General features: G+C 69.1%; 12 protein-coding genes and 1 pseudogene. 4 read left to right on the top strand and 9 right to left on the bottom strand.

What is annotated here, in order from left to right; all coding sequences use genetic code 11:
• Nucleotides 1–6: 6 nt before the first annotated feature.
• The 4 genes from MEBOL_RS13850 to MEBOL_RS13835 all read right to left on the bottom strand — a co-directional run bounded on the left by MEBOL_RS13850 (nucleotide 7) and on the right by MEBOL_RS13835 (nucleotide 3,821).
• Nucleotides 7–915, bottom strand: coding sequence for a metallophosphoesterase (locus tag MEBOL_RS13850; protein ID WP_095977872.1), 909 nt, complete (start codon nucleotides 913–915; stop codon nucleotides 7–9).
• Between the two features lie 235 nt (nucleotides 916–1,150).
• Complete coding sequence (locus MEBOL_RS13845) at nucleotides 1,151–2,614, bottom strand: hypothetical protein (protein WP_245919731.1); 1,464 nt, start codon at nucleotides 2,612–2,614, stop codon at nucleotides 1,151–1,153.
• Nucleotides 2,615–2,848: 234 nt separating this feature from the next.
• Nucleotides 2,849–3,253: a hypothetical protein gene (locus MEBOL_RS13840; protein WP_095977871.1), complete on the bottom strand. Its 405-nt coding sequence runs from the start codon at nucleotides 3,251–3,253 to the stop codon at nucleotides 2,849–2,851.
• A gap of 37 nt (nucleotides 3,254–3,290) precedes the next feature.
• Nucleotides 3,291–3,821, bottom strand: a complete 531-nt coding sequence (locus tag MEBOL_RS13835) for a hypothetical protein (RefSeq protein ID WP_095977870.1) — start codon at nucleotides 3,819–3,821, stop codon at nucleotides 3,291–3,293.
• Between the two features lie 218 nt (nucleotides 3,822–4,039).
• Between MEBOL_RS13835 and MEBOL_RS13830 the strand changes: the two genes are divergently transcribed.
• Nucleotides 4,040–4,693, top strand: a complete 654-nt coding sequence (locus tag MEBOL_RS13830) for a Uma2 family endonuclease (protein WP_095977869.1) — start codon at nucleotides 4,040–4,042, stop codon at nucleotides 4,691–4,693.
• A gap of 218 nt (nucleotides 4,694–4,911) precedes the next feature.
• A pseudogene (locus tag MEBOL_RS13825) lies at nucleotides 4,912–6,251 on the top strand (hypothetical protein).
• Here the strand turns inward: MEBOL_RS13825 and MEBOL_RS13820 are convergent.
• Nucleotides 6,252–7,136 carry a hypothetical protein gene (locus tag MEBOL_RS13820; RefSeq protein ID WP_095977868.1) on the bottom strand — a complete coding sequence of 295 codons (885 nt, stop codon included), beginning with the start codon at nucleotides 7,134–7,136 and terminating at the stop codon, nucleotides 6,252–6,254. It lies immediately after the preceding pseudogene.
• Nucleotides 7,137–7,202: 66 nt separating this feature from the next.
• On the opposite strand from MEBOL_RS13820, the gene MEBOL_RS13815 reads away from it, so the two are divergent.
• Nucleotides 7,203–9,689 (top strand): TonB family protein, encoded by a 2,487-nt coding sequence (locus tag MEBOL_RS13815; RefSeq protein WP_095977867.1) that lies wholly within the window; start codon nucleotides 7,203–7,205, stop codon nucleotides 9,687–9,689.
• Entirely contained in the window at nucleotides 9,686–10,504 is an 819-nt protein-coding gene (locus MEBOL_RS13810) for a hypothetical protein (protein ID WP_095977866.1), read from the top strand. Before MEBOL_RS13815 ends, MEBOL_RS13810 begins: the two co-directional genes overlap by 4 nt.
• 14 nt (nucleotides 10,505–10,518) lie before the next feature.
• Here MEBOL_RS13810 and MEBOL_RS13805 read toward each other — a convergent pair whose 3' ends face one another.
• The 4 genes from MEBOL_RS13805 to zigA all read right to left on the bottom strand — a co-directional run bounded on the left by MEBOL_RS13805 (nucleotide 10,519) and on the right by zigA (nucleotide 14,201).
• Complete coding sequence (locus MEBOL_RS13805) at nucleotides 10,519–11,439, bottom strand: hypothetical protein (RefSeq protein ID WP_095977865.1); 921 nt, start codon at nucleotides 11,437–11,439, stop codon at nucleotides 10,519–10,521.
• A gap of 104 nt (nucleotides 11,440–11,543) precedes the next feature.
• On the bottom strand, nucleotides 11,544–12,218 hold the full coding sequence (locus MEBOL_RS13800; protein ID WP_095977864.1) for a hypothetical protein: 675 nt from the start codon (nucleotides 12,216–12,218) through the stop codon (nucleotides 11,544–11,546).
• Nucleotides 12,219–12,258: 40 nt separating this feature from the next.
• Nucleotides 12,259–12,915: a hypothetical protein gene (locus MEBOL_RS13795; protein ID WP_095977863.1), complete on the bottom strand. Its 657-nt coding sequence runs from the start codon at nucleotides 12,913–12,915 to the stop codon at nucleotides 12,259–12,261.
• Between the two features lie 35 nt (nucleotides 12,916–12,950).
• Complete coding sequence (gene zigA / locus MEBOL_RS13790) at nucleotides 12,951–14,201, bottom strand: zinc metallochaperone GTPase ZigA (RefSeq protein WP_095977862.1); 1,251 nt, start codon at nucleotides 14,199–14,201, stop codon at nucleotides 12,951–12,953.
• Nucleotides 14,202–14,293: the final 92 nt, after the last annotated feature.

Below are 14,293 nucleotides of genomic sequence, written 5' to 3'. Positions count from 1 at the left end.
CGTCACTCAGGACGCGTGGGCCGAGTCGGCGTGGCGCAGGGTGAAGAAGGCCACCTCGGGGTAGGTGCCGCGGCGCAGGTACATGCCGCCGAAGCCGAAGCCGAGCCCCATGTTCACGTACAGCTGGTTGCCGCGCACATGGTAGTGGCCCTGGATGTAGGGCTGGCCGGCGCGGCGGAAGATGGCCTCGGTGAGGCCTCGCACCACGAACTGGCCCCCGTGCGTGTGTCCGGAGAACTGCACCAGGTTGGCGTTGGGGGGCAGCTTGTCCACCGTGGGCGGCGAGTGGGTGAGCACCAGCCGCGTGCCGGACTCGGGGGCGCCCCGGAAGGTGGCCTCCACGTCGTCGCGGTGCGTCCGCCCATCGTCGATGCCCAGCACCGTCAGGGGCGCGCCGCGCACGTCCAACACCCGGTGCTCGTTCTGCAACACCGTGTAGCCCAGCCGCTCGAAGCCCGAGCGCAGGTAGTGCACGTCCACCCAGTGGTCATGGTTGCCCATCACCGCGAACACCGGGCGGTTGAAGCCCGCCAAGAGCTCGATGACGCGCGGCAGGGGCTTGGGGCTGTGGGTGACGTAGTCGCCGGTGAGGAAGATGAGGTCGGGGTTGCGCTCGTTGACCTCGGCCACCGCGCGGCGGATGCGCACCGCGGAGGTGGCCATCCCCACGTGGATGTCGGACAGGTGCGCGATGACCAGTCCCTCATGCTCGCGGTGCATGCCCGGCACGTGCAGCACGTTCTCCGACAGGGTGAAGTGATCCCGCCAGCGCAGCCGGGCCTCGGGCCGCAGCGGATCCGGACCCACGGCCCTCAGCTCATTGCGCCGCATGGTGTTCCGCTGCATGGCGGCGGAACCGGAGACCGCCTGGGCGGTCGAGGGAGCGGAGCGGCGGCGGGCGAGTCTCGGGGCCATGCATGTCCTTCCGTCGGGGGAACGGTGCGAAGTGTAGAGGACACCCGCAGGTCTCCGCGACGGGGCAGCGCGACGCTCGCCTGTCCGGTGACCTGCCGATGCCGGCGGGCCAGAGAAGAAACCCGAGGCGCTTCGCGAAATTCCCCCGCCCCTACGCCCGGTGTCGTCCCCTGGACACCTGGCGGCGGGGGGTCCCCCCGGAGGCGAGCTCCGGGGGGCGGGGGGCGGCCCGGGGCTAGTAGCCGCGCAGCACGGTGAGGCCGGCGTCGGTGAGCACGTAGAGCATGGCGGGCTTCACGGTGGGGTCATACACGAGCTGGGTGACCCGGACGCCATCCACGCCCTCCACGTGGGTGAGCTGCTTCTGGGCATCCAGCCGCCACAGGCCGAAGCCGACGGTCCCGATGAAGAGCGAGCCATCATCCGTGGCGGCGATCGACGTGAGCCTGTCGGTGGGCACGCCCGGCACCTTCGTGCCACGCGCGGTGGAGGGGCGCAGGATGTCGAAGTTCCACAGGCCGAAGTCCTTGCTGGCCGCGTAGTACTTCCCGTCCGTCGTCTGCTGCACGCCGCGCCAGAAGTCCTTGTCCTCCTGGCTGTTGAGCTCGGGCAGGTAGGAGTTGAGCTGGTCCTGGTTGAGGTTGGGATCCACCCGATCCCAGTCCGCCAGGGCCTTGGAGGGCGTCACCACGCCGAGCTGCCAGTCATTGCCGATGAGCACGTCGCCGTTCTGCGCGATGCCGAGCCCGTACGTGTAGCCCGCCATCTGGGTCTCGCCGGTGCTCGGTGGAGGCTTGGGCTTGAACCACACCGGGTGGCGGTGGCTGTTGTAGACGAGCCCCCGGATGCGCGTCACGCCGTGGTTGGTGCCGATGTACACGTCACCCCGGTGGAGGCCGCGCATCACCTTGGTGCAGGAGAAGACGGAGCGGTCCTCGTCGAAGTGGTGATCGTTCGTGTTGCGGATGCCCACGTTCTGCGGCCCATTGCTGCGCGCCGAGCGGCCCAGGTGTTCCTCGAGCACCACCTGGCCATCGGCCGTGAGCTTCACCGCGTCCAGGTCGCCCTTCATGTATTCCTGGTAGCGCACGGTGTCGAAGCGGGCGGGATCCGGATCGTCGTATCTGGGGAAGGAGCGGCCGTCGGGGCTGTAGATGAAGGCCTCATCCAGCTCCGCGGCGAGGTAGCCCACGTAGGCGCGGCCCGCGCTGCCGCCGCAGATGACGCTGGAGCCCAGGGCGAGCCGGTCCGGACCGAAGCCCTGGGCCGCCTGGCCCACGCCGCTCGCCCACCGGGGCGCGCTGTCGCCGGGGCGCAGCACGCCGATGCGGTCGCCATCGAGCATCCAGATGTTGTAGCCGTCATCCACGGCCACGCCCTGGATGCGGCCGCCGAGCCCGTAGCGGCTCGAGTAGTTCACCACGGGCTCGTCGGGCCACGGGCCCACCGTTACCTCGGGAGGGCTGGGCTCGGTGTCCGGGGGCGGCGGGTCCGTGTCCTTGGGAGGAGGAATCGTCGGGAGGTCAGGGAGTGGTGTCTCCGCGCCTGGTACCTCCGGAATGGGCGGCTGTTGGTCGGTCGAGGGATCCGTGGACACCACGGGCTTGTCCGTCCCCCGGGAGTTCGTCTTGTCGTCTGGACTTCCACAACCGCATGCCACCACCGCGCTCACTGCCCACGCTCCCCACCATCCGCGCATGCTCGTCCTCGCCTCTATCGGTTCCGTCTCGTGACGGTCTTGTCCCAGAGAGCAATCACCATGCCCGGCGGGATGAGTCGGACCGTGCGCGTCCGGGCCCGATGCAAGGCCCCAGGTGGGGAAAATCAGTTCACTCCCTGGGCCGCCCACGTGCCCCGCGTGGGGCTGGAAAGCGACCGGGCCCACCTCCCCGAGGGGAAGTGGGCCCGGCTGGAACCTCCGAGCTCCCAGGCGCTACTTGCTGGGGCTGGTGGCGTCGATCTCCACGGCGATGAGCTTCTGCCCGTCGCGCTGGAAGCGGGCGCGCACCTGCGAGCCCTCGGGGAGGGCGCCCGCCTCCACCTTCTTGTCATCCAGCATCACGATCGTGTCCGGCCGCACCTCGAAGCTCGAGTCCTTCCGGTTCGGACGCGAGAGGACCAGGCTGTCGCTGTCCGCGCTCTTGAGGGTGCCACTGGCGCTGTAGGTCTTGCCGTTCTGGGTGAGGGAGTCCTTCGCGTCCTTGACGGTGTCCCCGATGGCGGGTCCCACCTGGGTGGCGTCCACGCCCGTGGAGGGGCGGTCCTGCTGGGCCGGAGGCTGCTCGGCCATGGCCACGGTGCCGAGGGTGACGACGAGCGCGGTGAGAAGCTTCTTCATGGAGGATCCTCCTGAATCGAAGTGGATGGAAACGCGGTTACTTCTTGGGGCTGGTGGCGTTGAGCTCCACGGCGACGATCTCCTCGCCCTCGAGCTGGAAGCGGGCGCGCACCTGCGAGCCCTCGGGGATGGCGGTCGACTCCACCTTCTTGCCATCCAGCTTCACGATGGTTTCCGGACGCACGTCCAGGTTCGCGTCGGGCAGCCCCGGGCGCACGAGCGTCACGCCGCCACCCCCGGTGTTCTTCAGGGTGCCTCGGGCACTGAAGGCCTTGTCCAGCTTGAAGGTGCCTTCCTTGGCCTGTGCGATGCCGGCCTTGTCGGCGGCCTTGTCGGCTGTCCGTTCGGCGGCTTGCTGGGTGTCCTTGGCCGCACCGGTCACCTTCTCGCCCACGTCCTTGGCCGTGTCCTTGATGGCGGGGGCCACTTCCGTGGCGTCCACGCCCGTGGTGACGCGGCGGCCCTCATTGCGTTGCTGCTCCTGCTGGGCCTGGCTTTGCGTGGCCGGCTGCTCGGCCAGGGCGGCGGTGCTCAGCGTGACGACAAGGGCAGTGAGAAGCTTCTTCATGGGGAATCCCTCCCTGTTTGGGTTGGTACGCCTGCCGGGAAACAGTGGGGATTCACGGGGGCTCCGCCAACCTCGGGGTCCTACATGTCAGGGCGGACTGGAGGGCGGGCGAGGGGACGGGCGCTCCCAGTCCGCCACGTTGGCGCCTGGGTTGGAGAAGACGTGCCCTGGATGACAGAACCTCGGATGTCGGGGTGTTGTATACGATGAGACACGTCATGGCCTTCGCGTTGCACGAGGCGCGGGCCATGGGAAGATCCTCCGCCATGACCGTCCGCCGTCCTCCCGAAACCAGGTCCACCGAGCGCAACGCTCCGTCCGTCGAGGCGGCCTTCCAGGCGGCGCCCGAGGTGATGGTGGCGGAAATCCTCGAAGGAGAACTTCACCTCAGTCCCCGCCCGGCGCGCCCCCACGCGAATGTCTATGCCAACCTGAGCATCCTCCTGGGGAGACCCTTCAAGTTCGGCGAGGACGGGCCGGGGGGATGGGTGCTCCTCGCCGAGCCAGAACTCCACCTGGGCCCGAGACCGGACAAGGTCGTGCCGGACCTGGCGGGATGGAGGAGGGAGCGCCTGCCCCAGGCCGTTGGAGGCGCGGACGCTCCGGCGCATTACGCGCTCGCTCCGGACTGGGCCTGCGAAATCCTCTCCCAGAGCACGCGGCGGCTGGACCAGGGGCCGAAGATGCGCATCTACGCGCGCGAGGGAGTAGGGCACCTGTGGCATGTGGATCCGATTGCCCGGACGCTGGACCTCTTCCGGCTCGCGCAAGGGGACTGGCTCCGTGTCGAGCGCTTCACGGGCGAGGGGCGGGTTCGCGTCGAGCCGTTCGATGCCATCGAGTTGGACATGGCGCTTCTCTGGTCCGAGTGAGGCCCGCGTCTCCTCTGGACGGTGCCTGACGGAAACTCGTCCGTCGTGCTACCGATAGGGGCCTCTCATCCCTTCTTCGCGAGGGTGGCGAGGTGCCCATCCCAGCGGGTTCGCCTCATCTATGAGGGCGGTCAACTCATGCCCAAGGACGTAGCCGACTTGTATACAGCCGCGCTGAAAGCCGAGCGCGCGGTTCCGGGAGTGGAGGTGCTGTTCCAATGAAGTTGCTGGAGTTTTACGGTGTGAGAGACGAAGACTATCTCCGTCTCACCTTCGACGGAGCCTTCAATCCGCAGGCTGCTCTTGAGGACGAGTTGGCTCCTTTTCTTCAGGTGCTCGAAAAGTACGCTAATGGATGGATGCCGGACGTCGTCGAAGGCAAGCGGCGACGCAAATACACCCGTGCCGCCGTCTGGAAAGCTCTCGAAGAGGGGCGCGACGATGTGTACGCAAGCCTCGGGCTCTATCGCACGAAGTGGCCCGCGCTGGACATGTCACTCTTGCTCTGGCTTCCCCCCGAATTCCTCAACTGGACATCACGGTCAAGGTGAGGCCTTTCTCCCTCTTCACGGAGGAGGAGCGCTGTCTTCAAATCGTGGAGATGGTACGTGCGTGGGCCTCTTGCTATCCGGTCACCCATGCCGTGGCACACAGCGCGGATGACACGGAGTTGACGGACTTCCCGAGCTTTGGCCGCGATAAGAAGACTTGGTACAGGGACGGATTCGACAAGATTTACGAGGTGTACTGGCTCAATGTCTTTGGCCCGAAGCTGGTGGAAACCGTCGGACGTGAGCGCATGCTGTCCACGCCGGCCTGGCGGGTGGAGGAGTTGCCCAATGGTTGTGTCCTCCTGGTGACGAGGCCCACCGCCGCGGACTTCGCCAGTGAGGAGTCTCGTCTGGTCCAGGCTCGTGCCCATGTCCATCTGCGGCCGGACCTGGACTTCGACACCGTGCTGCGCATCCTTCGCGAGCGCAGCGCCAAACTGGCGCCCGTGGAACCCCGCTTCCACCCGGACGTGGCGCCGCTCCTCTCCCGGGTGGTGGACCGCGTCGCCAGTCACGAGCGCCAACGCCGAATTGCCGCATTCAACGCCTGGCAACCTCCCGAGCCCGAGGAGTGGCGCCCCGCCGCCGACGCGCTCCCCTCGGATGTGGTGGATCCGGCAGAGGTTCGCGAGCACTACGACGACCTCGCCGAGCACCTCGTGGCCCTGCTGCACATGCAGGTGCCCTCCGTCTTCAAGGCGACGCCCGAATCGCTCACGGACGTTGACTTCTACTTCTGGCGCGAGGAGTTCCCGACGAGCCGTTCGCGGGAAGCCATCGAGGAGCGCGCGGTGCCCGCCATCGGCGCGTATCTGGGCGAGGTGCTGGTGCGCCACCTGGGGGGCCAGTGGATTCCGCGCCAGAAGTTCGAGGAGGCCCAGGTGCGCGTGGGCGACCGCGTCTGGTTGCCGTTTGTCCGGGCCCGCCGCTACATGGGCTCGCGACAGGCGCTGCTGGACTATTCCCTCTCCCAGCTCTACCGCGTGGCCGAGCGGTACCGGGGCTGATCATCCGGCCTGGGAGACTCCGCAGACGCCACCGCCGTTGAGGTGCGCTTGATCCACGATGCTCTGGGTGACGAACTCCTGGAGCGTGCGCACGGTGTGGGCGCCCGGTTCGTAGATCACGGGTTTGCCCTCCGCGTCCTTGAGTTCGCCGCCATCCAGCCCCCGCAGGTCCAACAGGTTCTGCGCGGAGAGCCCATCGGGGGTGATGACGCCCTGGGCGTCGGCGGTGGCGGCGAAGGCATCGAAGCGCAGTTGCACGCCGCGATGGGTGCCCAACCGATCATAGAACATGTGCTCGGCGTGGATGGTGATCTCGGTCTGGGCCACGGAATTCTCCGGCACCACGATGCCCTGGGTTCCGTCCACCCCATTGATGCAGTCCACCATGTGGGCCTTCACCGGAAAGCCCATGCGGAAGGTGTAGACGCCCACGTGGGCCTTCACCGCCACGCCCTCCACCCAATAGCTGTAGCCCCGCTCGCGCATCATCGCCGCGTCCTCGGCGGACACGTGGCCATCCGGCAGGGTCGTCCCCTCACCGGGCGGTGCCACCTGGAAGCCCACGCTCCAGCGCCCCGCTGGCAGTCCTCTCAGGCCCGGCAGGGGAATGTCTCCCTTCTGCACATCCACCAGCACCTGCTCGTCCACGGTGCGCCGCTCTCCGCTCTCCGAGGTGAGCGTGAAGTGCCCGAGCGAGACCAGGTACTTGTCGAACTGCACGCTCCAGCCGTCCTGGAAGAGGTGGCTCGGGTAGCCGCGTTGGGTGCCATCCCCTCCGCTGAGCGTCACCCGGACGTCTCCCTCGGCCACGGGCGCGCACGCTCCGGTCGCGAGCACCCAGACTCCGAGCCCCGCGCACGCCATCCTCCGCTGTCGATTGTTCATGCAGTCGTGAGGTAGATGCAACTGTGTTGCGAGTCAAGGCGAGGGGGTGTATTTCGCGAGTCACCCATGTGGATCTCCCCGTTGCTGTTGTGCCTCTTGGGGGCGGTGGCCGAGCCGGCCGTGACCCCACCCACCGTGTTGGAGGCGGCGGCGCCGGTATGGCCCGCGGAGGTGGCCGTGCCCGCGGGCCCCGTCACGGTGCTCTTGCGTTTGACCATCGACGAGGCGGGCGAGGTGTCCCGGGTGGACGTGCGCGAATCGGCGGGTCCGCCGTTCGACCGTGGGGCCATGGAGACGGCGCTGCGCTGGCGCTTCCAGCCCGCCCGCAGGGGGGACGTGGCGGTGGAGGTGCAGGCGGATGTGCCCGTTACTTTCGAGCCGCCCGAGCCGCCCGCCGTGGCCGGGACACCGCCTCCCCTCGAGGAGTCGCCGCCTCCCGAGGCGCCGCCCGTGCCCGCCGCGTTCGCCACCACCGTGCGTGGCCGAGCCGCCGCTCCGCCTCCGGCGGCGGTGAGTGACTTCCAGATTCCGGTGGGCCAGCTCGCGGACGTGCCGCGCCACTCGGCCTCGGATCTGATGTTGCTGGCGCCGGGCGTCATGCTGGCCAACCACGGCGGCGAGGGCCACGCGGAGAGCATCTTCATCCGGGGCTTCGATGCGGGCGAGGGCAAGGACGTGGAGCTGCGCCTCAACGGCGTGCCGCTCAACGAGGTGTCGCACGCGCACGGCCACGGCTACGCGGACACGTACTTCATCATCCCGGAGCTGGTGCGCTCGCTGCGCGTCACCGAGGGGCCCTATGACCCGGCCCAGGGCGACTTCGGCGTGGCGGGCACGGTGGAGTACCAGCTCGGCCTGGAGCGGCGTGGCCTCACCGCGAGCGCGGGAATGGGCAGCTATGCCGCGCGCCGGTTGTCACTCGTGTGGGGACCTCCGGAGTCGAGTGAATCCACCTTCGTGGGCCTGCTGCTGCGCCAGGGGCCCGGTTTCGGTCCCAACCGGGCCTACGCCAACGCGGGCATCATGGCCCAGGTGGAGCTGCGGGTGAGCGAGGACACGCGGCTGCGCTTGCTGGGCACGAGCTACGCGGGGCGCTTCGGCTCGGCGGGCGTGGTGCGCGAGACGGATGTGGTGGATGGGCGCCTGCCGTGCGCGGCCGACGCGGACTCGCAGTTCTTCTGCCTGTATGACCCGAACCAGGGGGGCGCGGGACAGCGGCACCTCGCCTCGGCGGAACTCCAGACCCGGCTCCAGGGGGGCGGGCGCTTCGTGCAGCAGGCCTTCGCGATGATGCGGCAGTCGCGCATCCGGGAGAACTTCACCGGCTTCCTCAACGACGAGCCGCCCGTGGGCGAGTCCCAGCGGGGCGACGGCACCGAGCAATCCTATGAGGGCTCCACCGTGGGCTTGCGCGGGCGCTACACGCCAGGCTTGAGACTGGGCGCGCAGCCGATGCCGCTGGAACTGGGCTACGTGGCGCGCTTCGACGACGTGCACACCCGCTCCCGGCGCCTGCGCGCGAACGGTGGCGCGCCCTACCGCACGCTCTTCGACAACCAGGTGCGCACGACGAACCTGGGCGCCTACGCCTCGCTGCGCGCCCTGCCGTTGTCCTGGCTCACCCTGCGGGGCGGCCTGCGCCTGGACACCTTCCTCTTTGGCGTGGAGGACCGCAACCGGCCCACGACGGATCGGCAGGGCGCCCGCCTGCCCGAGGAGTCCGTGGAGGCGTATGGCTTCTTCGCGAGTCCCCGTGCCAGCGCCGAGGTGCGGCTGACGCCCGCGCTCACCTGGCTCACCAGCGCGGGGCTGGGCGCGCGCTCGAGCGACGCGGCGGCGCTGTCCGACGCGGAGTTCGCTCCCTATGCCCGCGTGGCGTCGGCGGAGACGGGCCTGGGCTGGCGGCGGGGAAGTGACGAGAGCTCGGGCCCCGAGTGGGAGGCGCGTGGCGCCGTGTTCACCACCCGTGTGTCACGGGATCTCGTCTTCGATGAGACGGCGGGCCGCAATCAGCCCGTGGGCCCCTCTCAGCGCCTGGGCGCCTTCGTCACCGCGCGCTTCACCCTGCGCGACTTCGTGGACCTCCAGGCGAGCGCCGCCTGGGCGCGGGCCACGTCGCCTCGGCCGGGGGCCTCGCCGTGGCGGCTGTGGGAGGGGGACGTGCTGCCCTACATCCCCAACCTCCTCGGGCGATTGGATGCCTCCGTGCGAGGCACCCTCACTCCCTTCGCACAGCCCGTGGGGTGGACGCTCGCGCTGGGGCACAGCGCCATCGGCCCCAAGCCCCTGCCACTCAACCGTTCGAGCGAGCCCGTCTTCCTCTTCGACGTGGCGGCACGTGCGCGATGGCGGGATTGGGAATGGGGGATGTCGGTTGAGAACCTGCTCGACGCGCGCTGGCGCGAGGCCGAGTTCAATTACGTCTCCAATTTTCGTGGCCCGGATGCTCCCGCCTCGCTGCTCGCCGCGCGCCACTTCTCCGCGGGTGCGCCTCGCACCTTCCTCACCACGCTGACCCTCCACCTCGATTTAATCCAGGAAGAGCCTCCATGACGTCTCCCTCGCGCCCCTCCCGTCGTGCCGTCTCCTTCCTGCTCGGAGGAGCCGCCTTGCTTGGCGCGGGCGCCTCGTGTGGCGACTCCGGCACGGGCGGCCGGAGCATCATCTTCCGCATGGGCCTGCGCACCGTGCGCGCTCCTGGCGAGGAGGAGTGGGGCCTGTTCACCACCGACACGGGCTGGCGCGTGGAGCTCACGCGGGCGCGCATGGTGCTCGGTCCCATCTACCTCTTCGAGAATGCCTCGCCGCTCCAGTCGAGCGCTCTGGGCCGGTGGATGCGTCGCGTGGGCGCGGTGCTGCTGCCCACTGCGCACGCGCACGAGTCCTTCTTCTCGGGAGGCCGGGTGCTGGGAGAGTGGGATCGGGAGGTGGTGTTCGATCTGCTGGAGAGCGGCGGCGCCGCGCGGGTGCTCGGTCACTCGCCGGGGATCGCCGGACGGGCGCGTTCCTTCTCGCTCCTGCTCCAGCCGCCGTCGCGAGCGCTGGGCACGGAGGCGCGGTCGCTCGAGGGGCACTCGGTGTGGCTGGAGGGCACGGCCGTGCGCGAGGGCCACCGCGTGCCCTTCAAGGCCACCGTGGACTTCCCCGCGCCGGTGGAGATGCAGCGGGTGGAGTTCGTGCCCGTGGAGGTGGAGTTGGAGGACGACGGGCTCTTCGTCGTGGAACTCCATCCCCACCGCTGGTTCGAGGGCGCGCTGTTCGATCGGCTGGGGGAGGAAGGAGGACAGGTCCCCCCCGACAGCCAGGTGTACCGCGCGCTGTTCGTCAACCTGCGGCGGCACACGTCGTTCTCCGCCGCCTGGGAGTAGGGCGGCGGCGCGGCCTACCGCGAGTGCCGCTCGAGGATGAACTCGAACGTGGAGCCTGGGGTGGAAGTGAAGCGCGGGAAGTAGACGCGGTCGCCTCCCTGGATGGAGAAGCGCGCCACGTGGGTGATGCCGGCGCAGACGGGGAGCGCGGCCTTCGTCTCCACGGGGATGTCCCGGGCCGCTGCCTCGTCATGGACGCCCACGAGGATGTTCCGGTCGAGGTACAGCAGGATGTCCTCGTCTCCGGAGGGCTTGGACACGAGTTCCGTGTAGCCCTGGGGCGCGTCCGGCAACGTCACCCGGTAGCGCGCGTGGCTCCGGTCCGTGGGAGGCGGGAAGCCTTGCACGGGCATGTGGGCCGAGGCCTGGACGTCCACCGGCTCATTGGCGAGCGTGTGGGCGCAGGCGTGCTCCAGGTCGCCGTCGCGCGCGGAGGTGGTGAAGTCCAGCGCGCCATCTCCGAGGAACACGGCGGGGTCGAGCGGTGCGTCCGCCTCGGCGCCCCGCAGCGCGGTGAGCTCCAACGCGTACGTGGATTCCTCCTCCAGGGGAGGGCCGCCGTCCTCGGGCTCGGTCACGGTGACGAGCAGCGTGCGTCCATCGGCGGACCACGTCCCCACGAGCGCGCGTGGCGGTACGTTCGTGTCGGTGCGGTTGCTCAGCGTCACCTGGGCGGCGGAGGCCTTCATGGCGGTGTTGAAGGTCACCGAGAGCTGCTTGCGCAGGTAGATGCCGGGCGTGCTGGCGGTTTCGTCGTGGAACAACTCCACGGGGTACACGTCCCGAGCGCCTTCGGACACGCTGGCCGAGGTGACGAAGGGACGCGCGGGGTCCGGAATCGGCGCGGGGGTGGGTTCTGGAGTCGGCTCTCCACCACAGGCGGGGAGCATGAGCAGGCAGGCGGAGAGCAGGAGCGAACGGTGGGTCAGGCGCATTGGAAGAAGGACCTCGGAGGGGAAAAGACGCGAGCCGAAGCGGCCCCGAGGAGGGAAGGCCGCTCCGGCTCGGGGGCCCGGAGGCCCGTTTCAATCGGCGGGGCTCAGAGGCAGTTGTAGATGCTGGGGTTGGTGTCGTCGCAGTCGTACCGGCGGGTGACGTAGCCGTCGGGCTTCACGCAGGCGGTGCGGATGGACTTGGAGAGGTCGTTGTCGCCGTACGTGTCCCCGTCCGCGTCGCGGTAGTAGCGGATGGCGTTGCCGGCCAGTTCCTCGGGGACGACGCCCACCAGGTTGCCCGCGGCGGCGCCGAGCTCCACCTGGTACGTGAGGGTGCTGTCCAGGTCGTACACCTTCACGGTGTTCAGCGCGCAGCCGCTCTCCGAGACGGCGTGGGAGAGCGCGGGGGCGATGACGGTGGCGCCGTTCTTGACGGTGACGGAGATGTTCTGCGTCAGGTAGAGGGCCCAGGAGCCCGTGGTGGCTGGCTGGAATTGCACCGTCCCGGTGGCCCCCGAGGGCAGCGTCACGTCGTAGTGCTTGTGCGAGGTGTTGATGTGGGGCGTGGTGGCGGTGAGGCCGCTCGTGGCGGTCTTGCTCACGTGATCCGCGGGACGGTTGGAGTGGTAGCAGGCGTGCTCGGTGATCTGCGCGCCGAGCGCGGTGCAGGTGCTCTCGAGGGGCTGTGTGCGCCGCGTGGCGTCCAGTTCCTCCTCGGTGATGGGACCGCAGGCGGCGAGAGACAGGGCGAGCAGCGTGATTCCGGCGTGGCGCTTCATGTGTGGACCTCGGTGTGGGTGGAACAGGAAAGGGCGCGGCTTACTGGTGCTCGATGACGAGCGCGAGCTGGCTCATGGACGTGGGGCCGAGGGTGACGGTGTAGGGGACCTTGTCCGTCAGCTCGTAGCCGACCATGTGGACGAGCCCGCCCGTGCAGACGCCGTCGCGGATGGCGGGGGGAATGGGGGCCGTGTCGGCGGGAGACACCACGCCCTTGCCCACCTCGTGCACGGTGAGGGGAACGGAGGCGTCGCTCAGGTAGGCGATGAAGTCTCCCGTGGCGTAGGCCTTGAACTGGAAGGTGCCCACGTACTGGCCGCCCTCGGGGCGCAGCGTCACGGTGTAGTGCGTGTGGAAGGCGTCCACGCGCGGCGGGCGATCCTCGGACGCCGTCACCGTGGCGTAGGGGCCGTGGGTGACGTGCCAGCACGCGTGCTCGCCGTTGTCCCCGAAGTCGAAACCCTCGCGAGGTACGTAGTCGGGGTCCTGCTCGCACGCGAGCCCGGAGGCAGATGCCAGATAGCCGCGATCACAGTGGCACCAGTCGCCCGTGGGCTCCCGGTGGATGTGCCCGTTCGGCGCGCAGGGATCCCCCTGTTGTTCTGTGGGCGGCTCGATGGGTTCGGGCTCGGTGGGACCGCCGCAGGCGGTGAGCACCCCGCAGCAGAGGAAGAGGACATATCGGAACGGGCTCATGGCAGGCTCGGAGTTCAGGTGGAAAGCGGACGGATTCAGGCTTCGGCCTCGGCCGGGTCTTGCACGTCGACCCAGGCGGGGAAGGGATCGCGCAGGCGGCGCCAGGCCCTGGGCCCACGCGCCAGTTCCTTGTCCGTGAGGAGCGCGGCATCCAGCTTGCGGCGCAGCGACGCCTCGTCGAGACCCGCGCCGATGAAGACCAGCTCCTGGCGGCGATCCCCGAAGGGCTCTTGCCACTCGAGCTCCACGTGGGCCCGGGTCTCCGCGTCTTCCTCCCAGGCGGAGCGGGGCAGGGACGCGTACCAGGGGCCGGCGTACTCGCAGGTGGCGGAGCTGCCCGCGTGGGACCACAGCCCGGTCTCGTCCATGCGCGAGGCGAGCCAGAAGAAGCCCTTGGAGCGCAGCACGCTCTCCCAGGCCGCGCCATCCTTGTAGAGCAGCTCCCAGAAGCGCCCCGGGTGGAAGGGGCGCCGGGCGCGGTAGACGAAGCTGCTCACGCCATACGTCTCGCTCTCGGACACGGACTCCCCTCGAAGCCGCTGGAGCCAGCCGGGGGCCAGGGCCGCCTTCTCCATGTCGAACAAGTGGGTGTCGAGGAGGGCCTCCAGCGGCAATTGGCCCTTGAGGGTGTGGTGGATGCGCGCGTCCGGATTGAGGTGGCGCAGCATCGACTCCAGGCGCACCAGCTCCCCCGGAGTGACGAGGTCCACCTTGGAGATGACCAGCACGTTGGCGAACTCCACCTGCTCCACGAGCAGATCCGCCACCGTGCGCTCGTCCTCGTCCCCCAGGCCCAGCTTTCGCGCGCGCAGGTCCTCCTCGCTCCGCCAGTCCGCGAGGAAGTTCCTGGCGTCCACCACCGTCACCATCGTGTCCAGGCGCGCCACCTCGGACAGGCTCTGGCCGCTCTCCTCCTCGAAGGTGAACGTCTCGGCCACGGGCAGGGGCTCGGAGATGCCCGTGGACTCGATGAGCAGGTAGTCGAACCGGCCCTGCTTCGCGAGCCGCGACACCTCCACGAGCAGGTCCTCGCGCAGCGTGCAGCAGATGCACCCGTTCTGCATCTCCACCAGCTTCTCGTCCACCCGCGACAGCGCCGAGCCCCCGCCCTTCACCAGGCGCGCGTCGATGTTCACCTCGCTCATGTCGTTGACGATGACCGCCACGCGCCGTCCCTCGCGGTTGCCCAGCACGTGGTTGAGCAGCGTCGTCTTCCCCGCCCCCAGGAAGCCGGAGAGGACGGTGACGGGCAGGCGGGTGTCGGTGCCGCGGGTCTTCGTTCGCATTCCCCGCAAATGCAACTTGGTTACAAATAAATCAAGTGCCATCCGTATTCATGTGCAACTGGGTTGCATGAATGCGGGAGCCCGGGTAGAAG

It is taken from the genome of Melittangium boletus DSM 14713 (assembly GCF_002305855.1).
Classification (GTDB): Bacteria; Myxococcota; Myxococcia; order Myxococcales; family Myxococcaceae; genus Cystobacter; species Cystobacter boletus.
Note: the sequence above shows the minus strand (reverse complement) of the source record. Positions and strands in the feature narration are given on the sequence as shown.

Bases quoted from the DNA above. Each gene is read 5' to 3' on its own strand.
- MEBOL_RS13805 (WP_095977865.1), bottom strand. From the start codon at position 11,439: ATGCGCCTGACCCACCGTTCGCTCCTGCTCTCCGCCTGCCTGCTCATG.
- MEBOL_RS13795 (WP_095977863.1), bottom strand. From the start codon at position 12,915: ATGAGCCCGTTCCGATATGTCCTCTTCCTCTGCTGCGGGGTGCTCACC.
- MEBOL_RS13835 (WP_095977870.1), bottom strand. From the start codon at position 3,821: ATGAAGAAGCTTCTCACTGCCCTTGTCGTCACGCTGAGCACCGCCGCC.
- MEBOL_RS13850 (WP_095977872.1), bottom strand. From the start codon at position 915: ATGGCCCCGAGACTCGCCCGCCGCCGCTCCGCTCCCTCGACCGCCCAG.
- MEBOL_RS13810 (WP_095977866.1), top strand. From the start codon at position 9,686: ATGACGTCTCCCTCGCGCCCCTCCCGTCGTGCCGTCTCCTTCCTGCTC.
- MEBOL_RS13830 (WP_095977869.1), top strand. From the start codon at position 4,040: ATGGCCTTCGCGTTGCACGAGGCGCGGGCCATGGGAAGATCCTCCGCC.
- MEBOL_RS13820 (WP_095977868.1), bottom strand. From the start codon at position 7,136: ATGAACAATCGACAGCGGAGGATGGCGTGCGCGGGGCTCGGAGTCTGG.
- MEBOL_RS13845 (WP_245919731.1), bottom strand. From the start codon at position 2,614: ATGCGCGGATGGTGGGGAGCGTGGGCAGTGAGCGCGGTGGTGGCATGC.
- MEBOL_RS13800 (WP_095977864.1), bottom strand. From the start codon at position 12,218: ATGAAGCGCCACGCCGGAATCACGCTGCTCGCCCTGTCTCTCGCCGCC.
- zigA (WP_095977862.1), bottom strand. From the start codon at position 14,201: ATGCGAACGAAGACCCGCGGCACCGACACCCGCCTGCCCGTCACCGTC.
- MEBOL_RS13840 (WP_095977871.1), bottom strand. From the start codon at position 3,253: ATGAAGAAGCTTCTCACCGCGCTCGTCGTCACCCTCGGCACCGTGGCC.
- MEBOL_RS13815 (WP_095977867.1), top strand. From the start codon at position 7,203: ATGTGGATCTCCCCGTTGCTGTTGTGCCTCTTGGGGGCGGTGGCCGAG.